The sequence below is a fragment of the Scopulibacillus darangshiensis genome, from assembly GCF_004341035.1.
Lineage (GTDB): Bacteria > Bacillota > Bacilli > Bacillales > Sporolactobacillaceae > Scopulibacillus > Scopulibacillus darangshiensis.
In genome coordinates, this window is sequence record NZ_SLXK01000017.1 from 56073 (window position 1) to 82941 (window position 26869).

Annotated in this window: 21 protein-coding genes; 7 read left to right on the top strand and 14 right to left on the bottom strand. The window is 41.2% G+C overall.

The genetic code is table 11. The annotated features are described in order from the left end of the window. The first annotated feature begins 199 nt into the window (after nt 1-199). Nucleotides 200-1387 carry an ROK family transcriptional regulator gene (locus tag EV207_RS12465; RefSeq protein ID WP_132746484.1) on the top strand — a complete coding sequence of 396 codons (1188 nt, stop codon included), beginning with the start codon at nt 200-202 and terminating at the stop codon, nt 1385-1387. A 326-nt stretch (nt 1388-1713) separates the two neighbouring features. Here the strand turns inward: EV207_RS12465 and EV207_RS12470 are convergent, their stop codons facing one another. Continuing rightward, on the bottom strand, nt 1714-1905 hold the full coding sequence (locus EV207_RS12470) for a GNAT family N-acetyltransferase (RefSeq protein ID WP_132746485.1): 192 nt from the start codon (nt 1903-1905) through the stop codon (nt 1714-1716). Nucleotides 1906-2512: 607 nt separating this feature from the next. On the opposite strand from EV207_RS12470, the gene EV207_RS23075 reads away from it, so the two are divergent. After that, nucleotides 2513-2683 (top strand): hypothetical protein, encoded by a 171-nt coding sequence (locus EV207_RS23075; RefSeq protein ID WP_165886931.1) that lies wholly within the window; start codon nt 2513-2515, stop codon nt 2681-2683. Nucleotides 2684-2884: 201 nt separating this feature from the next. Here EV207_RS23075 and EV207_RS12475 read toward each other — a convergent pair whose 3' ends face one another. From EV207_RS12475 to EV207_RS12505, 7 genes are all read right to left on the bottom strand, one after another. Next, complete coding sequence (locus EV207_RS12475) at nt 2885-4231, bottom strand: APC family permease (protein ID WP_243647050.1); 1347 nt, start codon at nt 4229-4231, stop codon at nt 2885-2887. Between the two features lie 110 nt (nt 4232-4341). Continuing rightward, nucleotides 4342-5442, bottom strand: a complete 1101-nt coding sequence (gene aguA, locus EV207_RS12480; RefSeq protein ID WP_132746486.1) for an agmatine deiminase — start codon at nt 5440-5442, stop codon at nt 4342-4344. 686 nt (nt 5443-6128) lie between these two features. After that, nucleotides 6129-7631: an APC family permease gene (locus EV207_RS12485; protein ID WP_132746487.1), complete on the bottom strand. Its 1503-nt coding sequence runs from the start codon at nt 7629-7631 to the stop codon at nt 6129-6131. A 175-nt stretch (nt 7632-7806) separates the two neighbouring features. After that, complete coding sequence (locus EV207_RS12490) at nt 7807-8439, bottom strand: ThuA domain-containing protein (RefSeq protein ID WP_132746488.1); 633 nt, start codon at nt 8437-8439, stop codon at nt 7807-7809. Between the two features lie 50 nt (nt 8440-8489). Further along, nucleotides 8490-9800: a histidinol dehydrogenase gene (gene hisD / locus EV207_RS12495; protein WP_132746489.1), complete on the bottom strand. Its 1311-nt coding sequence runs from the start codon at nt 9798-9800 to the stop codon at nt 8490-8492. 37 nt (nt 9801-9837) lie between these two features. Beyond that, nucleotides 9838-11694: a thiamine pyrophosphate-binding protein gene (locus EV207_RS12500; protein WP_132746490.1), complete on the bottom strand. Its 1857-nt coding sequence runs from the start codon at nt 11692-11694 to the stop codon at nt 9838-9840. Between the two features lie 74 nt (nt 11695-11768). Further along, nucleotides 11769-13307 (bottom strand): GMC family oxidoreductase, encoded by a 1539-nt coding sequence (locus EV207_RS12505; RefSeq protein ID WP_132746491.1) that lies wholly within the window; start codon nt 13305-13307, stop codon nt 11769-11771. 421 nt (nt 13308-13728) lie between these two features. On the opposite strand from EV207_RS12505, the gene EV207_RS12510 reads away from it, so the two are divergent. After that, entirely contained in the window at nt 13729-14748 is a 1020-nt protein-coding gene (locus EV207_RS12510) for a LacI family DNA-binding transcriptional regulator (RefSeq protein WP_132746492.1), read from the top strand. A gap of 205 nt (nt 14749-14953) precedes the next feature. Here EV207_RS12510 and tkt read toward each other — a convergent pair whose 3' ends face one another. The 4 genes from tkt to EV207_RS12530 all read right to left on the bottom strand — a co-directional run bounded on the left by tkt (nt 14954) and on the right by EV207_RS12530 (nt 20802). Beyond that, nucleotides 14954-16975 carry a transketolase gene (tkt, locus tag EV207_RS12515; protein ID WP_132746493.1) on the bottom strand — a complete coding sequence of 674 codons (2022 nt, stop codon included), beginning with the start codon at nt 16973-16975 and terminating at the stop codon, nt 14954-14956. A gap of 64 nt (nt 16976-17039) precedes the next feature. Beyond that, on the bottom strand, nt 17040-18434 hold the full coding sequence (locus EV207_RS12520) for a PTS ascorbate transporter subunit IIC (RefSeq protein WP_132746494.1): 1395 nt from the start codon (nt 18432-18434) through the stop codon (nt 17040-17042). Between the two features lie 20 nt (nt 18435-18454). Then, the gene (locus EV207_RS12525; RefSeq protein ID WP_132746495.1) at nt 18455-18736 is read right to left on the bottom strand and encodes a PTS sugar transporter subunit IIB; all 282 of its coding nucleotides are present in this window, start codon (nt 18734-18736) and stop codon (nt 18455-18457) included. Between the two features lie 14 nt (nt 18737-18750). Then, entirely contained in the window at nt 18751-20802 is a 2052-nt protein-coding gene (locus tag EV207_RS12530; RefSeq protein ID WP_132746496.1) for a BglG family transcription antiterminator, read from the bottom strand. 314 nt (nt 20803-21116) lie between these two features. Between EV207_RS12530 and EV207_RS12535 the strand changes: the two genes are divergently transcribed. From EV207_RS12535 to EV207_RS12550, 4 genes are read left to right on the top strand one after another with little or no spacing between them, the layout of a single operon-like run. After that, nucleotides 21117-21644, top strand: a complete 528-nt coding sequence (locus EV207_RS12535) for a helix-turn-helix domain-containing protein (protein ID WP_279389192.1) — start codon at nt 21117-21119, stop codon at nt 21642-21644. 18 nt (nt 21645-21662) lie between these two features. Further along, nucleotides 21663-22934, top strand: coding sequence for a hydroxymethylglutaryl-CoA reductase, degradative (locus EV207_RS12540; protein ID WP_132746497.1), 1272 nt, complete (start codon nt 21663-21665; stop codon nt 22932-22934). A 5-nt stretch (nt 22935-22939) separates the two neighbouring features. Continuing rightward, the gene (locus EV207_RS12545) at nt 22940-23392 is read left to right on the top strand and encodes a hypothetical protein (RefSeq protein ID WP_132746498.1); all 453 of its coding nucleotides are present in this window, start codon (nt 22940-22942) and stop codon (nt 23390-23392) included. Continuing rightward, complete coding sequence (locus EV207_RS12550) at nt 23389-24738, top strand: tripartite tricarboxylate transporter permease (RefSeq protein WP_132746499.1); 1350 nt, start codon at nt 23389-23391, stop codon at nt 24736-24738. Before EV207_RS12545 ends, EV207_RS12550 begins: the two co-directional genes overlap by 4 nt. Nucleotides 24739-25475: 737 nt before the next feature. On the opposite strand, the gene EV207_RS12555 is transcribed toward EV207_RS12550, so the two are convergent. Next, a complete protein-coding gene (locus EV207_RS12555) occupies nt 25476-25748 on the bottom strand; it encodes a hypothetical protein (protein WP_132746500.1) in 273 nt (90 codons plus the stop codon). Between the two features lie 14 nt (nt 25749-25762). Further along, the coding region (locus EV207_RS12560; protein WP_243647052.1) for an RNase A-like domain-containing protein at nt 25763-26869 on the bottom strand (1107 nt) is incomplete at its 5' end.

Below are 26869 nucleotides of genomic sequence, written 5' to 3' on the forward strand. Positions count from 1 at the left end.
AAAGAATTCTTTGTTTATCCTATAAACTAAGTTTAGCTCCTCTATGAAAACGTTGTCAACTACAAATGGCTATTTTATGATAATAAATGTATAATCAAATGTATAAATCTCGCAATTTGATACGCAACATAATTTATTCATTAAATTATCTTATTTATTAAACCGACACTTTAACGCATGGCATAAGGGGAAATTGTCTATGAAAACAATAAGGACTGGAGATCAAAATCTAGTAAAACAATTAAACAAATCCATCGTTTTTAATTTTATTGAACACAAAGGGCCTGTATCCCGAGCCCAAATTTCCAAAGATACGGGATTAAATAAGGCAACGGTCTCAACAATGGCATCTGAGCTTATAAATGATTCCTTCATATATGAAATTGGTGAAGGTCAATCAAGCGGCGGACGAAAGCCTGTAATGCTCTATTTCAATAACCATGCCGGTTATTCCATAGGCATCGACTTGGGAGTCAATTACATTTTAGGCGTCTTGTCAGATTTAAGAGGCAATATTATCGAAGAAGAAACACGTTCATTGAATGATTCAAAATTAGACAATGTGATCGGACATTTAACTGCAGTTATTGAAAGCCTGGTAAAAAAAGCACCCGTAAGCCCGTACGGTGTGATTGGCATTGGTATCGGTGTTCCCGGAAACGTCGATAAAGATGATAAAATTCTGTTTGCTCCAAACCTTAATTGGAAACAAGTCGATTTAAAGCAAATCATTGAAAATAGGTTCCATATCCCAACAAAGATTGATAATGAAGCTAATGCTGGCGCCCATGGTGAGCGCTTATATGGGGCAGGGAAAAATATCGCAAACTTAATTTATGTCAGTATCGGAATAGGTATTGGTACAGGCATTATTATTAATAATAATCTCTACACTGGCTCATCTGGTATATCAGGGGAATTGGGACATGTCACCATTGAAGCAAGCGGGAGAAAATGTCCATGCGGAAACCGCGGCTGCTGGGAATTATACGCTTCTGAAAAAGCGCTATTAACAGCTGCCGAGGAACAGCATTTATTGGAGAAGGATCATGCGGAAGGCTTGGACTGCCTTATCAAGGAAGCTCAAATGGGAAACCCGGGCGTTTTGCAGCAACTAAATAGGTTGGGTGAATATATTGGCATCGGGTTAGTCAATATCGTAAACACATTCAATCCTGAAGTTGTCGTCATCGGCAACCGTATCGCCCGATTTAAACATTGGATCATCAATCCGATCACTCATATTCTTGAAGAGCGCCTTTCCCCTTATCATAAAAGTAATACCGAAATCCGATTTTCCGAACTCGGCAAACATTCCATTGCCATCGGCGCCGCCTCATTTTCAATTTCTAAGTTCTTAGAGGATAAGAGGGTTTCGGTTCAGTGATGCTATAGGGCGCGGTTTGGCAGGAAAGCCTTAACAAACGTTGGACTTAATTAAACGTTTGTTTAAAAAATATATTAAAGGAAGTGCGTTCAAAGTCGGGGCTGCAAAAGGTATCATAAGCTAAGGAGTTCATACAACACTTTTATGGTTGGATGGCTCCTATTATTACATATCCCCGGCCGCTGCCCCAAGCTAAAAAAAGAAATAGCCCCCTGCCTGACTTAATATGCAACTGATGTTTTATACAAAAAAAGTTCTTTACTTTTTACAGACTAAAGCCGCATTCTTTCGTATAAAAAATGCGGCTGCTAAAAATAGTTGTTTACTTATAGCTTGAATACTCCTCCATGTTGTGATTCAGACATGCCATGGTTAACAAATCCAACCTTTTCATAAAAAGTCACCAATTTCTGTTTACATGTTAACGTGATGCCTTCTCTTCCGTTTTCTTCTGTCAGCCCTTCCATTTTCTCAATCAAAACTTTTGCAATTCCTTGATTTCTAGCCTGTTTGGACACAGCTAATCCTAAAACACTCTGAACCTATTCGTTACCGTCAAAGCCCTTTTTCCAGGTTCACGGGCACGATTAAACCCTATTCGTTACCGCTCATGGCCTTTTTCCAGGTTCACGGGCACGATTAGCTCCTATTCGTTACCGCCGATGGCCTTTTTTCCGATCCACGGGCACGATTAGCTCCTATTCGTTACCACTCATGCCCTTTTTCCAGGTTCACGGGCACGATTAACTCTATTCGTTACCGCTCATGGCCTTTTTCCAGGTTCACGGGCACGATTAACTCTATTCGTTACCGCTCACGGCCTTTTTCCAGGTTCACGGGCACGATTAACTCCTATTCGTTACCGCTCATGGCCTTTTTCCAGGTTCACGGGCACGATTAACTCTATTCGTTACCGCTCACGGCCCTTTTCCAGGTTCACGGGCACGATTAACTCCTATTCGTTACCGCTCATGGCTTTTTTCCAGGTTCACGGGCACGATTAACTCCTATTCGTTACCGCTCACGGCCTTTTTCCAGGTTCACGGGCACGATTCCAAAACTACGGTCATAATTATTTTATTTTAGACAAAACTAAGCAAAAGAAATGAAAAGGAGTGAATGTGGATGAGTCGTGGTAAAGGTTATAATCACAAAGAAAAGGGCCACCCGGGAGCCTTCCCAAACGATACAAAGATTGAGGAAAAGGAACCCGACCGATCAATGAAAGATGTCGCGGATTTTGCAACGTATGAAGCATATAAAAATAGGGTAAAAGACGACGAGGACGAGGAATAATTGCTAATAACACAATAAGCTAAGGAGTGCATCCAACACTTTAGTTGGATGGGCTCCTGTTATTAATTTCGTCCTCTTCCCCCCGGGGCCCCTTTTTATGTTAAGGCCAGATGGAAATGGAAATCCAAATTTAGTCTATTATAATGCTTCAGTCAATCACAAGTTGTTTGTGTTCACATATCGACTTTAGACTAGTCACTATTAACTGCTGGCCGACTCATCATGATCAAATTCAGGTGGACTGATTCTAAAAAATTTAGTTAAATAAAGCACATATAAGAATCCAATGCATGCCCAAATTAGACCGACTACCTTAGCACTTTCCTCCAAGTTGTACCAAAGGTATAGGTTGAACCCTAAACCTATCAAGGGTATTACAATAGAGGTAATCACTGATTTCACTGACCGGTTTTTTAAATACTTGAAATAATAGGCGATAACGGATAAATTGACAAAGGTAAATGCGGCAAAGGCTCCGAAGTTAATAAGTGATGTAGCCTTAGTAAGATCCAGAAACATTGCCGACATTGCTAAAACCGCAACAAGCAGGATGTTTAAAACCGGAATACCAGAACGCGGATGAACATAACCGAAAAACCTTTTCGGTAAAACACCATCTCGTCCCATTGCATATAAAAGCCGAGATGCACTCATTTGTTGAGTTAATCCACATGCAAGAACAGCAACAACATAACCTGCAATAAAAATGGATTGGAAAAGTGTTCCGCCAATATACCTTGCCATTTCAGGGGAAGCTCCCGCAATATTTTTTATAACTGAAACATCTGGAAATAAGGCTTGCATAAAATAGGTAACCGTTACAAAGAAAACTCCAGCAATAAAAGCAATGATAAAGATGCCTTTTGGTATATTTTTTTTCGGTTCAATGGTTTCCTCCGATAATGTTGTTACAGCATCAAAACCAAGAAACGATATTGCCAAAATTGATGCCCCAGTTAATACCGAAGAAAAGGATAAATCTTTCGTGTAAAATGGAATCATTGAAAACGATTGGCTATGTACGCCATACAGAACACCTCTGATGGTCAAAATCACAAAGACAGCCGCAACTAAAAACTCAATGATCACCATCAAATAGTTTACGATTACGGCAAGTTTAACACCTACAAGGTTGAGTGCTGTCGTTATAACAATTGTCGCAAGTATCCATATCCATGCGGGGACATTAGGGAATACGGCAGAAAGATAAATACTTGAAAGCAACGCGTTAATCATAGGGAGAAAAAGGTAATCGAGTAAGGCCGCCCATCCTACAAGAAAACCTAAATGGGCATTTATCGTCTTCCTAGTGTAGGTATACGCTGAACCCGACGACGGATAAACTTTAACCATTCTGCCGTAGCTGTATGCAGTAAACAGAATCGCAACTGTAACTAATATATATGCAGCAGGAACATGTCCGTTTGTTATTTCAGAAACAATGCCAAAAGTATCAAAGACTGCCAGTGGGGACATATACGCCAACCCAATAAAAACAACATGCCTCAGCTTCAATGAACGTTTTAATTGTCCTTCATTTACGCTCACGCTTATCTCTCCTCTTTTCTTTCTAAAATTAGCATTACTCCTAACTTATCTCCTGGAAATACTGCTATATCCTATCAATCTCATTCGAGGAAGCGGCTTCTTTCCAAAATTTACGGTCTTGGTTGAGCTAATGTCATGCAGTGAATATTGCCGCCGCTTAAGGACCACTCTTTTGTTGGAAGGCCAATAACCTTTCTGTCCGGCATAATTTCTTGAAACTTTTGGATAGCCTCCTGATCACGAGGGTCGTTATATAATGGAACTAAAAAGCCGCCATTAACGAAATAGCCATTAATGTAAGTGACCGCTAAAGGCTGGTTTGATTCACGAGGTGCCGCATCCGCAATAACATCAAACCCTTTATTTTCTTCCTTTGTTATATGAATAATTTCCGGTATGTGTATTTTATGAATCTCGAACTTTCTCCCTTTAGCATCCCTTTCTTGACTTAAGATATCATAAGCTTCTTTGAATACCGGATACTGCGGATGATCGACATCGTCAACCCATGAAAGAGCAATGACTCCAGGTCTAACGAAAAAACAAATATCGTCAATATGACCATCCGTTTCATCGTACAGCATACCTCTTTTAATCCAAATAACCTTGTCCAAACCAAGATATTCTTTACAATTCCTCTCCACTTCTTCTTTTGGCATATCACTATTCCGGTTTGGATTGAGATTACATTGTTCTGTCAAAATAACAGTGCCTTCCCCATCTACTTGCGCTGAGCCGCCTTCAAGAATAAAATGCTTCGCGTCATAAGAATCAATGTTTTCAAATTCAAATAATTTTTGCGCAAATTGACTATCTAGGTCCCAAGGAAAATAGAGTCCCTCTTCCAATCCTCCGTAGGCATTAAACCCTAACTGAACGCCTCTCATTTCACCTTTATCGTTAATAGCGTAAAAAGCACCTTTGTCTTGAGCCCACGCTTCGTTTGTTGACATTTCAATAACCCGAACTTTTTCCGATAATCTTGCTCTTGCATTTTCATACTGCTCAACTGAACAAATGACTGTCATTTCCTCGTACTCAGCGATGGTATTTGCAACAATAACACAAACCTCTTGTGCTGGTTTGCCTCCATTTCTGAAAGCAAAGCCTTTTTCCGGCCAAATAATAATGGATCCCTTGTGCCATTCAAATTCGCCCGGAACTCTATAACCATCCTTTTTTGGTGTGGTGTTTTTAATTACTTTTGCCATTTTGATTCTCCCCTTTTCATTTAAATAGGCCCTCAAACCTTCTAAAATGCAATTTTTGTGCCAACATTATGAATATACAATTTACCGAAGAAGCCCCTCACCGAAGATAATCATTTATGAAAGGTTGCATAAATGATGCTGCCATGCATAAAAATGTATCCCTAGAAAATAAAGAACGCCCGGTTGTTTAGAAAAACATCGGGCGTTCTTTATATAGTGGTAAAGTGCAAGGTTTGCGGAGGGGAATCACCTCTGGGGCTTAGGAGTAATTTGAATTAATAATATAAATGCATAGGTTGAAAGAACGTTAGAATACACTTCATATCCTGACCCACACGCCCCTACAATCTCTTACGAAAAGGCTTCCCTTGAGCGGTACTGCGCTCGGTTTTGTAAAAAACTACAAAAGGAGACCCAGCGGTTAACATACTTTTGGCGGTAAGGGGGCGTGAGATTGCCTTTGTCTATGGCGTGGGCTGCGGCGCCCTTTGCATATTTTTCCTCTTTTAACAGTATAAAATAACTACCAAGCGATCACAATTTAAGTTTCAACTCTTTACCAAATAAAAATTTTATCCCAAATAGCCTGTTCCGGCCCTTCGGGATAAAATCGCCTCCATGTATTGGATAATGTGGTGGGGTTGATCTACTACCTGAATTTTCCGTTAATTGCCCCTAAAATTTATTTATCCTTTCCCCTGCTCTGTTAATCCAAGCTCTTGACCAGAGGGAATGTTGTTGTTTTCTGGCTCTGGAACGGTTACTCCAATTTTTTCGTATAAATCCGGGCGGTGTTTCCGAAGTCTAAATCCTACGGCTATCCCGGTTATGGCAACGGCGAGTATGATCAGAAAGATGGCGATTGTTATCGCCATATGCCCTTCACCGATGAGAACATCAAAGTTAAGGACAGCATAAACGGTTGCGTATCCTAAGCCAATAGTGGCAAGGGCCGGTGCAATTTTCGTATGCCATAATCGCGTGTCAACCTTGGACCGTGCAAAATAGGCAATCACAGCGATCGAGGTAAATGTGTACAGGAGGAGAAGTGAAAGAATGCCGATCGCACTAAACCATCCATAGACCATGTATGGATTCGCACCACTCACTGCTATTAAAACAATGGCAATGAACGCTATTACCGATTGAACAATGCTCGCGATATGTGGGGAACGGAAACGGCGGTGAATCTTTCCAAGCCCTGGGGGAAGCACCCCTGTACGGCCGCCAGAAAAATAATACCGGGTAATCATGTTATGAAGAGCAAGCAATACGGCAAATACACTGGTGATTAGGAGCACTTGCATAACGATAACAGCCGGCCCTCCAAGAACTCTAGTAACCAGACCGTAGATAATAACGTCAGCATTTCCATTTTCATTAAATGCTTGATTCATTCGATTCATCACACCATCCCACCCAACAATCAAAGCGTAGGACGCCAAGGCATAGAGTACAGTCATGATGATGACAGCACTATAGGTGGCAATTGGGACTGAACGACGGGAATTCTTGGCCTCCTCGCTGAAGACGGCGGCTGCCTCGAAACCAATAAATGAACCAAAAGAGAACAAGAATGCAAGTCCAATATGACCGTTAAAAATAACCTCTGGATTAAAGGGAGCCGCTGTGTAGCCCTCAGATGATGGATGCAAAATAGAAGCAATGCTAAAGATGACCATAACAACAACCTCGCCAAGCATTAGGACACCTAATATCTTCGCACCAATTTCAATATGCCGGTAACCTAGGATTGTTACTAATGCCCAGGCAATCAGCGAGTATATCCACCAGGAAAGATGGATATCAAATTGCAAAGCTAAGAAAGCATTAATTGCATAGCCGATCATACCAAGTGCACTGATTTGTGTTGAGACATAGGCTAAAATGGCCAGGTATGAGGCGCTGACACCCGGCAGCCTCCCCAAACCGCGAGCAATAAAAGCATAAAAAGCGCCGGTGTTACGTATGTGGCGGACCATAGCAGCAAAACCAACGGAAAATAGTAACCAGACAACCATTGCTACAATGTATACGCCAGTTGCACCAATACCATTGCCAAATTGCATGACAAGTATCATATTGCCGAATAAGGTCGTGATCGGGCCAACAGCCGATATGACCAGAAAAATCAGTGCCGGTACCCCTAGAGCACCATCCGCCAATGTTTGGTTTTGGTCTGTTTTCATTCTTAAACCTCCTATACATAAATGGTTTTATCTTTTATATCGCCCTGTATTAAAAAAATTCTTCTTCCCAATCCAGTAAGCGCTCTCATATAAAAGTGACTGAATTTCGAAAGCCTATACCATTTACAAAAATACAGTTAATGAATGACCTTCGAAATTCAGATTAAATATGATTTTAGCGCTTGGCCCAGTTGATGCCGCGCCGAGTCAGCTCGAGCACCTCGGGGATTTCAAGTTCCGCAGTGCTGTGGCCAAGCGAATGGAAAAAGACACGCCCTTTTCCCCATTGGCGTTTCCAGGCCACAGGCATCGTTCCGCCTTTAACCCATGTCAGGTCATCGCCATCGACCATCGTTGTAGCAATGACATCGTTGTTGGGGTCTGTATGCAGATAATACTGTTCTGAAAACACTTTAAAGCTAGAAAGTCCTTCGGTAAGAGGATCCTGCTTAGGAAAACTTACCTCGTACTCGATAAAGTCACCTGGGTGAGCAATGAACTGTCCCCCCATGACCATCTTGAATGGTTTGCTATTTCGAAAGGCGTCTGCAATCCCGTGCCAACAGGCCATGCCCAACCCTCGTTCAATAGCCTTGACTAATGACTGCTCTTGAAAAACACTTAATTCATCTTGAGTCCAAATGGGAATGATAATATCAAACTCGTGCAAACGATTCGACTCAAGGATGCTAAGATCATCAAAACATTCCACGTCGAAGTCTTCAAGCAGATTTTCTACGGTAAATTCCGCCACTTCTGTCGGGTAATGCCATGGCCAACCACCATGAAGAACCAATGCTTTTTTCATTGCTTAACCTCCATTGATTGTGTTTATATAAAAGGGCTTGGTTTTACCGCTTACTTCACCGCTTTGCTTTTTTCGCCTTCTAGTCGCATGCGTGCCGTAATCGCATGACCAGCCATCATTTCAGCATCGCAAATCGCCGCTATATGCGGGGCCACCACTTTGGTTCCTTCCGCTGATACCTTCTGATAAGTAAGAGTTTTCAGGAATTTACTTACACCAAGACCCCCTGTGTAACGAGTCGCACGATCGGTGGGCAATACATGATTTGTGCCAATGCCTTTATCCCCGTAAGCGACTGTTGAACGAGCTCCTATAAAGAGTGAACCATAGTTCGTTAACCGGTTAAAAAACCAGTCGTCATCACTCGTTTGAACTTCCACATGTTCAGAAGCGATCGTATCAGTCGCGTTTAGAACCGCTTCCCTATCCTTACAGACGATAACTTCGGCGCGATTAAGCCATGCTTGACGCGCGACATCCACTGTTGGCCAGGTTGTGTCAAGCCAGTGTTCCACCTCACTGATCACCTTTTTTGCTAGATTCTCAGAGTCCGAAATTAAAATAACCTGTGACGTTGGTCCATGTTCAGCCTGTGCCAACAGATCTGCTGCAATGAGCTTTGCATCGGCACTTTCGTCTGCAATGACCAGAACTTCTGACGGACCTGCAAGCAAATCAATGCCGACCGGGCCAAAAAGTTGGCGTTTCGCTTCTGCCACAAAGGCATTTCCTGCACCAACCACCATGTCTACGGGATGTACACTGTCGATGCCATAAGCCATAAGAGCCAAAGCTTGTACACCGCCAACACAATAAATTTCGTCTGCACCCGCTGTTGCCATTGCATAAAGCTGCGCAGGATGAATACCTCCTCCTTTTGTTGGTGGCGCGCAGGCAATAACACGCGGAACACCCGCCGCTTTGGCCGTTGCAATGGTCATAACCGCAGAAGCAATCAGCGGATAGCGGCCCCCAGGGACATAACAACCTACATCATTCACCGGTATAAGCCTATGTCCAATGGTCACACCAGGCAGCGTTTCTACCTCAAGGTCACTTAGCGTGTCCCGTTGATGAACGGCAAACCTATACACTTGCTCATGTGAAAAATCAATGCTTGCTCGTAATTCGGGTGATGTTTCCTCTTTTGCCCGATTAATTGTTTCGTCGTCTACACGGAATGATTCCGGGTTCCAAGCGTCAAACCGCTGCGAATAGGTCCGAACGGCATCAATGCCATTTTCACGGACGTCCTCAAGGATCCGTGACACATTCTTACGAAGATCGGGGCTGGCTGACTCCGGTTCTTGTTCCGCACGCTTAAGATAGGTAGCATCTTGAAGTACTAATCTTTTTTCCACGTTAAAACCTCCATCAAATAACAAATAGTTATACTGCTTACAAATGTTGCTCTAGGGCTCGCCCTTCAGCGTATTCATCCTGACGCTCATCTTCGATATAAGCTGGTACAGGGAAGTCCCACCATCCGGGAACGAATGGCCCTCCGGCGTCACGTGCAGTCATCGCCTCAACAAGCGAAGGTCCGTCTGTCTCAAGAGCTAACTTAAGAGCCTCTCCAACTTCTTCAGGCGTTTCTGCCCTCCAAGACTTAAGGCCGAAGTTGTTAGCCACTTCCGAAAAGTTTGGTGAATATGGCTCACCATTTTTTAGATTGAATTCGGTTCCAATATGGCGACCGGTAATTTTGCGCTGGCCCCCTCGAATTGACATGTAACCCATGTTATTTTGGACTAAGAATACAACCGGGATATTGTGCATGACGGCTACTGCGATTTCCGGAAGAGTCTGCATGAAGTCACCATCCCCAACGATACAGACAACTTTACGATCCGGCTTAGCAAGTTTCGCTCCGATGGCTGCAGGTACAGCCCAGCCCATGGAAGAGAAGCTTCCTGATGTAATGAAGGTGCGCGGCTCATATACCGGGAATGTTTGCTTCACAGCACCTTGGGTATTTCCCGAACCGACAACAACGATGCCATCACGCGGCAAGATCTTCCGTAATTCAGCAAGCGGGCGTTGTGAAGTCATTGGTGCATCATCACTGTCACGGCGCGGGGCAATTTTCTTTTCCCACTCCTCCTTTTGCCAATTAATTTCACTGAAATATCCCTTGCGTTTTGCTTCAATTTCCTCAATATCTTCCCGTGAAATCAATGCCAGCATGTCTTGGAGAGCAAGCTTGGCATCGGCTACAATTCCCACCTCTGTGGGATAATTTTTGCCGATCTCCTGTGGATCGATGTCAATATGAATCAACTTTGCCGGCGGGAATGAGAAACTGGCGCCTTTTCGATAGCTTGAAGCAGACCAGTCCGTGAAACGGCAGCCGACCGAGATGACAACATCGGCATTTGCTGCTAAATAATTACCGCTTGTCGTTCCCGTTTGCCCGACTGAGCCGGCGAACAAATGATGGTCCTCGGGGAATGCACTTTTCCCGTTCCAAGTTGTAACAACCGCCGCACCGATAGCTTCTGCCAGTTGACGAAGCTCAGGCGTCCCTTCCGATGTCATCACTCCGCCACCCGCGACAATCACTGGGCGTTTTGCCGTTAACAACAAGTGGACCGCTGAATCAATCGCCGTAGAATCCGCACGAATCTTCCCAACAGGCATGCGCTTTTTGAGATCATGAAATGCCACATCTGCTGCCTCTGTTTGAATGTCCATCGGAACTTCGACATGTACCGGACCAGGACGGCCGCTCAGCATCGCGTTAAAAGCACGGTGCATAATAAAAGGGAGCTGTTCCACCCGGTTCACTTCCCAATGGCGTTTTGTTACCGGTTCTGTCACGCGTGGGAAATTATTAGAATGATAGCGATCAAGTTCCTGCATGACACCGTGGCCTTCCATATGCGTCGCTGGTGCGCCTGTAAGTAATAAAGTAGCGGTTGAGTCGGCATATGCTGTGCCAAGACCAATAATCGTATTGGTCGCACCAGGGCCGACCGACGTTATCGCCGCCATAGGTCGGCCGGAAGCGCGATAGTATCCGTCAGCCATGTGCACAGCACTTTGCTCGTGCATCACCTGTATAAAAGGAATTTCGCTGCCTTCTTCCATCAATGCATCAGTCAGCATCCAGCACCCGTGCCCAGGAATGCCTGCTACATAAGGAATGCCATAGTTTTTCAACGTTTTAGCTATAACAGTCCCGCCTGTCATTTTCTGTTTCTCTTTAATATCATCATCTTTTATATTATTTTGCCTATTTTCTGTTACTTCCATTTCTAATTCCTCCTTTTTCGCCTTCTGTTTTTATTGATTTATATAATGACGCACATTGCCATCTTTGATCCACCTTACACATACACCTCATCAGAAGCTGGCATAGATTTTTTCTGAAGCATATGATCAGCTACCCGCAGCGCTTGTGCAGCAATGGTGAGGGCTGGGTTGACTGCTGCGGAGGAAGGAAAAAACGATGCGTCCACAACATATAAGTTCTTAACGGTGTGTGACCGGCAAAATTGGTCAAGGACAGAGGTATCCGGATCGTTGCCAAAACATATCGTACCGCATTGGTGGGAATTTGTTTCAATTCCACCCATGGGCTGAGCTACTACAATCGGATATCCCGCATGCCTCATCATTTTTTTAGCTTCCTCAATTAACTTTTTATGGGCAACGGTGTTATTCGGCTTCCAGCTTACTTGAATTTGGCCATCTTTCGTTAAGGTCACACGATTTTCGGCATGAGGAAGATCTTCAGTCATAACAAACCAATCTACACTTCGTTTTGCCACACCGTTCAATATGATGTCCGGAACAAAAGGCTTCGCATCTTTCATCATTGGACCCTGTAGTTTCCCAAGCATTTGCAAATTCCCCATAGGATAAGGAAAATCACGTGTGCCAAAGTAAAAATCATTAATTGTGAGTGTTTTTTGGAAGATAGTTGTGTTTTCCTTATGACGTAAGGCAACAAGTCCTGTATTGATATGCATCATGTAATTGCGTCCAACTAAGCCTGATTGATTTGCTAGGCCTTCGGGATGTTTACCATTGGCAGATCGTAAAAGTAAAGCGGCTGAATTGACGGCACCGCATGACACAACAATCGTGTCAGCTCCCACCGTGTGGATCTTGCCATCACGCTCATACTCAACTGCCTTGGCCTTGCTTCCGCTTTCATCAGTCAGGATGCGGCGGGCATAAGCATTTGTCATCATCGTCACATTTGAGGACTTAAGCGCCGGCTGTACACAGCAAACATCTGCATCACCCTTCGCATGTACTTTACATGGGAAGCCATCACATGTTTTACAGCGTATACACCTTCCACCCTCGCGCAAGTCAACCGCCATAGGAAGATGTGAAGGATGCAGTCCTTGTTTTTTTAGGCTTACCGAAAGTGTTTCTATGGTTGGCTCATGCGAAACTGCCGGAAAAGGAAAAGGAGATGAACGGGGTGGATCCGTGCTATCTTCTCCCGTTTTACCGTGTACAAGATAAAGTTCTTCCGCACGAGCATAATAAGGTTCCAAATCGTCATAACTTATTGGCCAAGCCGGCGAAATTCTTCCTCCCTCATGCTCAATCTCCTTAAAGTCTTCTTTTCGTAACCTGAACATAACGGCACCGTAAACCTTTGTATTTCCTCCTACATAATAATTGACGCCGGGCGCAAATGGTTTACCTTGTTCGTCATACCATTTTTCCTTCGCTTTATACCGCTTTTCCGTGAATGTTGCTCGAGCGCTCCAGTTTTCCGGTTCCTGTGGAAGGTTATCCCCCCGTTCCAAAATCAGCACTTTTAACCCACTGTCTTTTAGCGCGTAGGCCAACGTACCACCACCAGCACCAGTACCGATGATAATGATGTCGTAGCGGTTATCCATATCTTTCATCCTCCTGTTATTATGTGGCCGGCAACGTATTGGCGGGTACGTTGCTATTCGCCTTCTTTTTAATCATCGTTCCATCAAAACAAATGCTGTTTAATCGACTGTTAATCACCCCTTATGCGGTCTGAACCAATCCACCTTTAACTTTTGTGAACCGGTTCACCTTTTTGTTAAAAAAATAGCTGTTTCTTTGAAAGGCTTTATTTTGTTGTTTTTAAATCCATGTAGTGAACCGGTTCACCTGTACTTTAACACAATCGTTTTATTATGTAAATATTTTTTGATAATTTTAATGATTTTAAAAGGGACGTTCTTCTATAGCTCACAAACTATATTTGTAAAATTCTTGCACTTGGACTGGTAATTTAATATAATTAAAACCAAGTTTAGTTAACCGATTCTAGCGGAGGAAAATATGAAGAAGAAAGTTACAATCCGGGATGTTGCAGACTATGCAGGAGTATCACGGTCAACCGTTTCATATGTTTTAAATGGTGTAAATAAAATGTCCAACAATACAAAAGAAAAAGTAATGAAGGCGATTAAAGAGCTAGATTATCAACCTGATTTTACAGCGATTAGTTTATCAAAAAAAAAGTCTAATATCATAGGTGTCATCATCCCTTCATTCGATGATTCTCTTGCACCTATTTTCAAAGAAAACCATTACTATACGGAAATTTTGGGCGGCATGGAATATGTCTTTAGGAAACATAACTATGACCTCCTTATCTCTGGGATGAGGGAACCTGAAGACTGCAAAAGCTGGATTCAAAGACGGAATTTAGACGGTCTTATTTTTTTAGGTTTATTTCCTGAAAGGCTATATGCAGAAATAAGATTGTTAGACTGTCCGATTGTTTTAATGGATTACTATGGAAAACACGGAGACCTTTATCACAATATTAGAGTTGATGATGAACAAGGCGGTTATCTTGCTACAAAACATTTAATTGACAGAGGACATACCCGCATCAGTTTCGTTGGACATGATCTAACAAATATCTCTGTTGATGTAAACCGTTTAAATGGATTTAAAAAAGCCCTGCAAGAAGCTAATCTTCCTGTGGATGAGGATCTATTATTTGATGGCAGAGGCAGTTTTTATGAGGTTGGACATCAAATGGGCACAAAATTGCTAGAATTGGGCGATAAAGTCACTGCCATTTTTGCGTCCTCAGATATTTTGGCAATTGGGATTAATAAGGCATTACAAGAACATAAAAAAGAAGTCCCTAAAGATTACGCGATCGTCGGATTTGATGACCTCGCGATAAGCAGTTATTCAGTACCAAGTTTAACGACGATTAAGCAAAATGTATTCAATAAAGGGGTCATTTCTGCTCAAACGATCCTGGATATAATTAATCAAGAATCATCAACCCCAGCAAATATTACCCTGCCCGTTGAATTAGTAGTAAGGGAATCGACCTAAATTGGTGATCATTTTGCTTAGAATATAGTTCTATATAGACTCAGTCCATAAGGCCAAACATCCCGCTCAATCTTAGCTAGGGGATTTGGCGTTTCTGGGATTTGATTGAAGATTTTCTTAAGAAAAAGTGCGACCAAAAGAGGAGCAAACCCACTTCTAGGTCTGCTCCTTTTACAAGAAAAGAACCATTCAATGTCCCTATTTACTAATTTGATTTTACCGTAGCCTTTTCTTCAAGCATCCCCCTCATTTTTGAAAAAACATTTTCAACAGTAAATCCGTATTCCCTGATGACTCTATCCCCAGGTCCTGATGCACCGAAATTGCCAACGCCGATTACAGCACCTTCATCACCGACGTATGTTTTCCATCCAATCGTTGAAGCCATTTCTACGGCTAGGCGGGTTTTTATTTTTTTCGGTAAAATTTGTTCTCTATATTCAATGGGCTGTTTTTCAAAAAGTTCCCAAGAAGGCATGCTAATAACTGAAACCTTAAAGCCTTCCTTTTCCAATTTTTCTTTTGCTTCCATAGCAAGGCTGACCTCGGATCCAGAAGCAATAAGCAATCCATCAGGTTCTCCCTGGGCCTTTGATAAAATATAAGCACCTTTTTCGACACCTTGGGAGGCTAATTGATCTGTTCCTTGAAGGGTTGGTAATCCTTGGCGTCCTAATACGAGTATTGTTGGCTGCTTTGTATTTTTCATGGCGACTTTCCATGATTCAGAGGTTTCATTGCCATCAGCCGGGCGTATGACTGTGACACCCGGCATCGCCCGGAATGACGTTAATTGTTCAATCGGCTGATGGGTTGGGCCGTCTTGTCCCACGGCAATACTGTCATGGGTGAAGACATAAGTGATTGGTAAGCCCATGAGTGCGGAGAGTCGTAGGGCTGGCCTTAGATAATCAGAGAACACGAAGAATGTACCAACAAATGGTCTTAATCCGCCGTGCAGGGCCATACCATTGGCAATCGCCGCCATAGCAAATTCACGGACACCAAACCATACATTTCTTCCAGCGTAGTTTTGCTTATTAAAGTTTTGGAAGTCATGTAATTTTGTTTTGGTAGAGGAATCTAAATCCGCTGATCCTCCTATCAACTCAGGCAATTTTCCTGCCAATGTATTAAGCGCCTTGCTAGAAGCGGCTCTTGTTGCTAGATTATCGTCAATTTTATAGGCGGGCAATGACTCTTCCCAATCTTCAGGAAGTTTGTTTTCAATGACGCGTTGGAGTTGTTTGGCTAGTTCCGGGTAAGTTTGTTTATAACGGTAAAATAAATTTCCCCATTCATTTTCCTTTTTCATCCCGTTTCCTGCTATCATATTAAAGTGTTTATATACCTCATCAGGAACAAAGAAGTCATCCTCGAAATCCCATTGATAAAAGGATTTGGCCTTTTTTATTTCATCAGGCCCAATCGGATCACTATGCGCATCACTTGTGCCGGATATACTTGGCGCACCGTAACCTATGGTCGTCTTAATTTCTATTAAGGTTGGTCGTTCTGTATCCCTTTTGGCTTCATGTAACATCCGTTCTATCTCATTGACATCATTGCCATCCCCGACATATAGTACTTGCCAACCATAGGATTCAAACCGCTGTCTCATGTTTTCAGACGACGAGATGTTTAGGGGGCCATCAAGTGTTGTATCGTTCGAATCAAATAATAGGATAAGCCTGCCTAATTTCAAATGCCCTGCTAAAGAAGCAGCCTCGCTTGAAATACCTTCCATTAAATCGCCGTCTCCACAAATGCTGTAAGTATAATGGTCAACAATTGGAAATCCTTCACGATTATAGGTTTTCGCCATATGCCGTTCTGCCATTGCCATCCCGACGCTCATCGCAATCCCTTGTCCAAGGGGGCCAGTTGTTGCTTCTACGCCTGGTGTATGCCCGTATTCTGGATGTCCGGGTGTTTTACTCCCCCACTGGCGAAATTGTTTTAAGTCTTCAATTGACAAATCAAATCCTGATAAGTGAAGAAGACTATATAGAAGCATTGACCCATGGCCAGCAGAAAGGACAAAACGATCACGATTAAACCACCTAGGGTTTTTAGGATTTTGATTCATAATCCGAGTCCAAAGAGTATAAGCCATGGGCGCCGCTCCCATTGGCATCCCCGGGTGGCCATGATTTGCTTTTTCGACACTGTCTATGGTTAATGTTCGAATCGTATTAATTGCAAGCTTTTCAATCGGCATTGACATCAATGATCATCCCCTAATTAGTTTTTGTATTGAGTACCAATATCGAATAATCCTTTATGAAAAGTTATTTAGCATTTGTTGTAGCATCCGCAGTAGCATCTTGGTTAATCGGTTTCCTTTTGTTGTTCATTAAATATTTGATGATTATAGCAATAGCTGCAACTAAAACAATGGTCACGGTAACACCTGCTGCACCTAAATATTTAGCAATATTGCCTAAGAAGATGCCTACTACTAGAAAGTCCGTATCAGAGAAAGTGGTGCTTGCGTTCCCTAAATTCCCTAGCAGGGGCATGAAAAGGACAGGGAGGAACGTGATGATAAGGCCGTTAACGAAAGAGCCGATGGTCGCACCGCGAACGCCTCCAGTCGCATTTCCGAACACACCTGCTGTTGCTCCTAAGAAGAAGTGAGGGACAACACCAGGTAATATGATGACACCGCCTGTAAAAATGAGGATGAGCATACCAACGATACCGCCTATGAAGCTGCAAAAGAATCCTATGAGGACAGCGTTTGGGGAGCTTGGAAAAACAATTGGGCAGTCCAAAGCAGGCTTTGAATTCGGAACAAGCTTTTCAGAGATTCCTTTAAATGCTGGAATGATTTCAGCAAGAATAAGACGGACGCCTGATAGAATAATAAATACACCAGCCGCGAATGTCACACCCATTGTCAGAGCAAACACAATAAAATTAGTGCCATGGCTTAAACTTTTTTCAATATATTGTTGACCAGCAAAAAATGCAGTAATAATGTAGATGATAGTCATGGTTAAAGCGATACTTACAGAACTATCGCGCAGGAAGCCAAGGCCTTTTGGAAATTTAATGTCTTCAGTAGACTTCGAACCTTTTCCTACGGCTTTACCGATCCCAGCTGAGATCACATAACTTACCGTACCAAAATGGCCAAGACCAATCTGATCATTTTTAAGGATCTTTCGCATTGTCGGTTGGGCCAATCCGGGCAAGATCACCATAATGAAACCCAAAGCAACTGATCCAATGGCAATTAAAAGAATGCCGTTCATTCCAGCAACCCTTAGAATGATAGCAAGGAAACAAGCCATATAAAATGTGTGGTGGCCAGTTAAAAAGATGTGCTTCAGATTAGTAAACCGGGCAATAAGAATATTGGCAATCATGCCGAAAAACATAATAAGTGCGGCAGAGGCACCAAACTTGGCAATAGCAATTGAAATAATCGCTTCGTTGTTAGGGACAACACCACTGACGCCAAATCCATGTTTAAACATCTCACCAAACGGTGTAAGAGATTCAGTAACTACCTTAGCTCCCGCACTTAACACAATAAAACCAAGAAAAGTTTTTGTTGTTCCTTTGATAACATCACTTGCATGTTTTCTTTGAATAATTAGTCCAACCAAAGCGATAATAGCAACAAGAACAGCGGGCTGGCTTAAAATATCAACTAAGATATGCAAAAAGCTATTCATTTTGCTAACCACTCCTCAATTTATATGATTTGTTTTTCTTTTAGAAGACTCTCAAGTCTAGCTTTTAATTCTTCCTTATCAAGGATATTATCCAAAATGACTGTTTTCCCCAAACTAGAAATGCCTTCTTCCATATCTCGCCCAGCTATAAAGACATCCGCCATATCGCTTGTTGCTGAGCCAAGGTCAGTATGATTAACTTCAATATTTTCCACATTAAATTCCTTTAAAATGTCGTTAATATTCATTTCAACCATAAAGCTGCTTCCTAAACCTGAACCGCAAACTACTAAAAGTTTCATATTTTTTCCTCCTCTTATTGTGAAACTGTATAAATATAATCTATAATTTGGTCTTTTGAATTAAGGCTTAAAAGTCTTTCCCGGTTACTTTTGTCTGAAAGAACTTTCGTCAATTGAGCTAGTGCTTTTAAATGGGTCGAATTATCTATTGCAGCTATACAAATTAACAGCCTTACTTTATTCTTTTTATCATTTAAAATGTCAACGCTCTCATTTATTCTTAATAGACTCATGCCAATTTGCTTTACACCACATTCGGGGCGAGCATGGGGAAGCGCTATTTCTGGGGCTACAATAATGTATGGGCCAAATTTTTTCACATTATCAATCATGGCCTGAATATATTCATGTGAGATAAAGTCATTAATTAACAAAGGCTCTGCAGATAATTTAATGGCTTCCTCCCAATTGTTAACGGCGTTAATTAAGGTTACTGTTTCTTCTGTTATTAAATCACTTAGCACAGGCTTTGACCTCCCATCTGTGTCAATTGTTTCCCCTTCTAAAAGTTTATTTAATGCCTTTTTAAGCCCCGATTCATTCCTTATTTCCGCAAACTCTCGAATGATTTTAATTAGCTGATCTTGGTTCGGACGCAAGGTGTAGATACCATGGATGACTGAATAAACTTCTTTTACCGTATTGGCTTTCTCTAGAGTACTCATAATTGGATTAACAACAAATAATGGTTTATTTGTCTTAAAAAATATCGTTGAAAAGACTAAGTCATGGTTTGGAACTTCTTTATTCTGAAATTCATCCATGGACAAAAGACTTATAAAAGATAGTTCAGGGAAAAGTTCAATTAGCTCTTCCTTTAACATAATAGAGCTGCCGACACCATTAGGACAGACAATGACAGCTTTCTTTCGTTGTATTCTTGTCGTATGGGTGTTTTTTAACAATGCACCAAAATGGATGGTAATGTAGCCTATTTCATCCTCGGGAACTTCTGAGCCTAACATTGATTCAAATGGTTTTAATATCCCCCTTACGATCACAAATAGATCGTAATATTCTGTTTTTACTTGTTCTAATAAAGGGTTCGTAATTGGAATTCGGAATAGCAGGCGATAGTAAGCGGGCCTTAAATGCTTATATAGCGTCGCCATCACCATTTCAGGGTGATCAAAACTAATGCATGCTCTTTTTTCAAATTCCAAAACAATTTTCTCAACCATTGATTTGAATACTTTATTATCGTCTGTTTGTTCATCAATATTTCCAAGTGATAGTCCTAAAAGATGTGCTGTTAAATAGCATATTTCATCCTCATTATGTTGGAAATCGAGCTGCTGTATGAGGTATTCAGCCGCTTTAAATTCCTTTTTATTTTTAAACTTATCCTTTCCTTTAGGTACCAAATCCCCGGATTGGTAAATATGAATATGCTCATGTAAGACATTCAAAAAGCAAGATAGCTCTTCTATTTTTTGGTCGACAAACGATAGCTGGAACTTCCTAGCCGCTAGCTTGATACACTTATAAAATGTGTCGTATAAATATTTACCATTACACTCCAAAAGTCTTTGAATTAATTCTTTTCCATTTTGCTGCTTTAGAATTAAACAAATACATTTCATGATGAATGCTCTTTTATTCGCCTCAATCCCTTCGATAAAATATCCATTATGTCTGTTGTATTTAATTGAAATGTTAAATACACTGGCAAACTCATTGATATTTTTGATATCCTGAATCACAGTATTTTTACTCATTTGTATGAAGGAAGTCAGATGAAAAAGCGATAACTCCTCCTTTCGTATAAAGATATATAAGGGGATACATAAGGTTCTTACTTCCTCGGTAAGCGCAGGAAATCCCTTTTTCGATAAATGGACTTTCTTATGAGCAAGTTCTTGCACTTTTTTAGAGATAACTAGACCTACTGCCCGTTTGTTAACAATTGGTTCACACCCGTAACTGGTTAACCAATCATTGACCTTTTGCAAGTCATATTCAACTTGACGTCTTGTAAGATTAGTCCGGTCAATTAATTGTTTGATTGTAACACGACGATGTCTTGCAATTATCCCTAATAATGATAATGGTCTTTGATCAAGCATCCCCTTTCACCCCTTGATTAAATTGTAGTATGAAAGCGGTTTAATGACGACAATGATTGACTCCAGATTTTGCAAACCGCTTTTCACAAAATTGTGATGGAATATTACGTCCATTTGAAATGGTATTAACTGTTACAATATTGTAAACGAAGCGATCCGTTTACAATTTCGCCTAAAGAGTAATCTAAATATATTGACAAATACCTTTTAAACCTATAATATCAACTCAAGATGTTCATTCAACGTTGTTGAATTATAGGAAACAGACAATAAAGGGGGAATCTTTTATCGACTTTTCATTAATTGGAAGCCGGGTGCGCCAAGCTAGATTGAATAAAGAATTAACACAACAGGAGTTATCAGACAAATGTGGGTTTACCAAGAGTCTGTTATCAAAAATTGAGAACGGCCATATCTCTGTAGCACTTGCCACCTTATCAAAAATTGCAGAAAATCTAGACCTGCCTTTATCTTGGTTCTTAGAGGAAAAGGAGGAAAAAAATTTAGTTATTGTTCCATCTAACAAACGAGTCATCAGAGGCAGCAGCGATGAAATAGGATACTCCTACGAAACTTTAGCAAACTTCTCCCGATTCAGCCCTATAGAACCTACCATTGTTACGATTGACCCGGACCTAGAAAGAACCGAACCTTTTACACATAAAGAAAATGAATTCATTTATATTTTGGAAGGAAAAATCAACTTAAATTATGATGGTTCTTCTTTTTTATTAGAAAGGGATGACAGCGCTTACTTCAAGGGAGGAAAACCACATATCTTCCTCCCTGCAAATGAAGAAAAGGCAAAAATACTTACTATTTTAATTCAGACACAAAATTAAAAATAAAGGATGAATGCTATGACAAGCACCACTCGTATTCCTGGATTTTATAATTTAGCTCCCAATGAACGTCTTGATTTAATTGCTGATGTTTCAAGTTTAAATCAGGATGAAAAGAAATTACTGTCGGGTTTATCACCTTTATCCGTTAAAATTGCGGATCGGATGATTGAAAACGCCATTGGATTTATCCCTATTCCTTTAGGGATCGCTGTAAATTTTAAAATCAATGGAAAAGATACCTTCGTTCCAATGGCTACAGAGGAGCCTTCAGTTGTTGCCGCAGCAAGTCATGCCGCTAAATTGGCACACAATACAGGAGGATTTGTCACTTCTCAATCTAGTTCCATCATGCGCGGACAAATCCAGGTTTTAAATGTACCGGATCCTTTTCACGCAATGACTTGCATCTATGAGAATAAAACTAAAATTCTTGAGTTTTGTAATGAAAAGGATCCAACATTAGTTTCACTTGGCGGAGGAGCTAAAGATATAGAGGTTAATGTCATTCAAAGCTCCGGAAAGCCCATGGTTATTTTACATCTTTTAGTTGATACAAAAGATGCAATGGGCGCTAACGCTGTCAATACTATGGCAGAATCATTAGCTCCTATGATTGAATCAATTACAAAAGGCAAGGTTAATCTTCGCATTATTTCAAACTTGGCTGATAAACGATTAGTTAGAGTGAGAGCCCTTTTTAAAAAGGAAACTGTCGGAGGACCAGACGTTGTCAATAACATAATCAGTGCATATGAATTGGCTGAGGTTGACCCGTACCGTGCAGCTACACACAACAAGGGAATTATGAATGGCATTTCGGCTGTCGTCCTCGCTACGGGTAATGATACTAGAGCCATTGAGGCAGGAGCACATGCCTATGCCGCTAGAACAGGCCGTTATCGTTCATTGTCACACTGGGAAGCGAATAAAGAAGGTGATTTGGTTGGGTCAATGGAAATCCCCATGGCTGTAGGAACTATTGGAGGCGGAACCAAATCAAACCCTATTGCCTCTTTAGCACTCAAGATTTTAAATGTTCATACAGCTGAAGAGCTTTCAGGGGTAATTGCCGCTACAGGATTAGCACAAAACTTTGCTGGTCTAAAAGCTTTATCAACAGAAGGGATTCAAAAAGGCCATATGGCTTTGCATGCACGTAACTTGGCAACAATGGCGGGTGCAGAAGATAGCATAATAGATGATATTGTGCAACAAGCAGTGCGTGAAAAAGATGTACGATACGACCGTATTCTTGAAATAAAAAACACTATTATGCAAGGAGAGTGAAAAGATTGAGTGAAGTATCTAAAGCTGAAACATCTCCGGTTAGCAATACTAATCAATCAAATTATTATGTGGAAATATTGGGAGACACTGTATCCCCAGCACACGCCCTTTTTTCCATTTTAATAAGTACTGCACTTGGACTGGGGGGCTTTCTGGCAGGGAAACGTATCTTCCCTGCTATTGCCGAACAGAAAATGGTCGATTCTTATTCCTTATTGCTCGGAATCGTTGGATGTGTGGTTGCCTTAATTCTTTGTGCCCTCCTTTTTCGTCCTAAAAGAATATTAACAGAATCCCAGATTAATGACATGGACAGTGAAGGGCTTTTAAAAAGTTTACAGGTTGACCTTAATGAAGAGTATGAGGTCATAAAAAGGGACCCTATGATTAGAAAAGAAATGGAAGACTTAAAAATTAAAGATATTTTCATTCCAAAAGAGGAAGACAATAAAATATGAGTACACTTTTAATTTCAATTTTGTTAGCTATCGTTGGCGGAGTATTATTTTCTCTTATTGGGCTTGTATCAGGATCCGATGAAACCGCTACCATGGTGCCATTTACTCTATTGGTTATTCTTCTGGGTGCGCCCCCTGTTGCAGTATTTTCGTTTTTCATGGCTGCTATAATATCTAAGCATTTAACACATGCTGCTCCCACCGCACTTATGGGTATCCCGGGAGATACAATGATGGTACCTTTACTTGACCATACAGAAACATTACGAAAGTTGGGTGTCCCTCATATTGCCTTACGAAAAATGATATCAGGAGGTATTATTGGAGCCTTTATAGCCTTTCCTGTCGCGCTGGTATTTGCCCAATTTCTCGGTGAATTCTCCGACTTTTTTAAAGCATATACAGGTGTCATCTTCGCCGTTGCATCTTTGGTCATTGCCTATTTCTCCAAAGGAAAATGGGTAAGCATCCTTTTAGTTATTCCTTTTGCCCTTTTTATCCAAGGATTAAATTTAGTAAGCTTTGAGGTTCTTGAAAAACATTTAGCCATTAGCTTTTTTCTAGGAATCGCCATTGGACCAATGTTTTCAGATATTTTAATTGCTCTGTCCTCCAGTGCACGGAAGGATGTCATTCGCTCTGAACCTCAAGAATATAATCTTGCACCTGAAATTAAGTCTTGGTCCGGTTATTTTCCTAATCCGTTACGTATTCTAACCCGGTCACAAAAATGGTTTACTTCCGGGTCAGCTTTTATAACCTCTTTTACCTTTACTTTTAGCCCGACGGGAATGACTGCACTAATGGGCGAACTCGTAGGTTCCCGAATTCGCGGCCTTTATAAAAGATCAACGACTACTCTTTCAGTTATGAATGGCGTCACAGAGTCTACCTATATAGCTGAAACGATCATTCCTTTAGTTGCTTTCGGAATTCCATTAAGCCCAATGGCATTAGGGCCGGCAGCTCCGTTATTTAATGCTCCTCCAGTTTTTTCAGTTAAAGAAAACCTTCACCACCTTATGTCATCATGGGATTTTCTTATCTTTGGTGCAATTGGCCTGATAGTCGGCGCCGTGATTGCCTACCCGTTTGTAATGAATTACTCACGTAAGGCTACCGTTTTTATAATGAAATATATTAGCCAAGAAGCTATTATTGGTATGTTCATCGCAATCGTTTGTGTTATTGCCTATTATGAAGGACAAATAACAGGGATATTAGTTACCTTTACAGTTGCTTCAGTCGGAGGATTGCTAAATCGAATTCTTGGGGTCGGCTCGGGGGCGCAATTTATGATTTACTATGGTTCTGCTTGGATTATGTCACAAGTTATTGGTCTTTGATCCGTGTTGCAAAAACAAGGCAAAAGGGCTCTCGCCTATGGAGAGCCCTTTTTTGGGGATTTTTAAAAGCTTTATTTTAGGGTACTTTTTTCTTGAATATGTCTTAGCTGGCACCACTGCAACTTTTACCGCCTCTTTTTAATTGCTCCACTACGCTTCAATCCATTGAGAGGAGTTAATGCCATAGAAGGGAAGTGAATTTCTGCATTTGATTCTATAAAGTTTTTCTTTTCTTCATTTGTTAAATCATTGGTTAAAAAAACGATTACTTAAATAAGCATGTTACTCTACCTTTTATACGACAATTGTTGTATTGTTAGGCATAGCTTGGTTCCCTTTCTCCAGGTGAAAAGGGATAAAACTATAACTTGAATAACAGTTTTATCGTGATTCAGCAATTAAATTTTTCAATTTATTGATTTGACCCAATTCAAGTCCTACAAACACTTCGCCTATTCCCAGAATTATAAACAGTTAATTCAGCACTTTGTCATAAAAAAACCTCAGAAGAGAAATATAAATTCTCTTCTGAGGGTTAAATGTTGTTCTTTAGGTAGTGATCCACATACTTACAAATACCATTATTCTGCTGATGGATTATACCTTGTCTAAATTATTAATTGTTTTGTTAGGTATTTTTAAGTATGATTAACAACTAAACAGCATCTCCAGCCCTTACAATACCTAGATCCCTCTTTTAAATTTTATTGATACCTTTAATGTAAAAACCGTTCTATTTAATTTATATTTTTTAAAATTTTCTTTACTAGCATAATCAGTTTGTCATGACTCATATTTCGCATCCCATAGACCTTAACTATTTCTTTAATAGAGTCCCAATCCTTTTCCTCTAACATTTGTTCCAGTTCATTTTTAAAACTTTCACGGTACTTACTATTTTCAATTGTGTTAAATTCTTGAATTAATTGCTCCAATTCATTGTAATTTGCACTTACATTAAAGTAAGATTCAAGAAAATACTTGAAAGTTTTATAGTCGTTCTCGTTCATTAATACTCACCACTTTATTTAGGTATTGGAAAACTTGTCACTATTCTAAAGCCTAAATCCTGTGTAGAATCCCTTACAAGTACAATTCTTGATTTAGTAAGATTTTTTAAGACATGTTTTTTATCCGAAAGAACTCCTTTTCCAATTGAATTGCTATGTGTCATATCGAATACTTTTCTACCGGTCTCGGAATTATTCAGCCACTCACTTATATTCCTTGCATTTTTTCGTAAATTTTCCTGTGTGGCTTTTATAGCGGTGCTTTTATCAGTAAATGTAGTAGCTGCTTCAACATTTTCCTTAATTGCACGTTTAATTAATTCCTCATTGGTTTTTGCAACATGCCTCTCTAGAGTATGTCCCCCTGCAGTCTCCATTTTATCAAGAAAAGAATTGTCAATGTTTCGACGAATTGAATCAGCTGTAACCCTCACTATTCTAGGGCCATTTCCCAACCTGCCGTAACCATGATTCCCATGAACTTCACGATTAGCCGTAATATTCTGCCAAACATCCCCCAGCCTGCGATTCTCCATATTTAACCCGAAACCGCCTAAGTCTGGACCCGCGGCAGCTAATCTTGGACCGCGAACAGGAACAGGGATTTCAACCTTGCCGATTTTCCGGCTCATGCCTTTCATGGTTGCCTGGGCCTTGGCCAGTTGCCCCTTAACATACTTTTGACTATAAGGAAGCTTGAGATGGCCTTTGTCTATGGCGTGGGCTGCGCCGCCTGTCATAAAGGCGAGCAGACCGGATGTCAGGCTTTGTTTACGCTCTTCGTCAGTCAGTTCATTGCCGAACATATCCCTGCCGGTAACGGCTTCGCTTAGGCCGGTGGCGGTTAGGAGGCCGTAGATGCCCTTTTCGGATTTGCGCAAATAATCAAGGGACTTAGTTGTCTTATAGGCATCTAAGGTGTGATGTATGGCATTCATACCTTTGCCTATTTTATATACGGCTTTGCCGCCTTTGGCGATTCTGCCGACCCAGCCGACAATAGGGATGAACCCTGCCGCTGCCCAGGCTCCGGCGGTGATGCGCTCTGCGGTAGAGAGCTTTTCTCCCGTCACAGGATCAATGCCTTCTTCTGCCCGCTTATAATCATAGTAGCCGGTGAT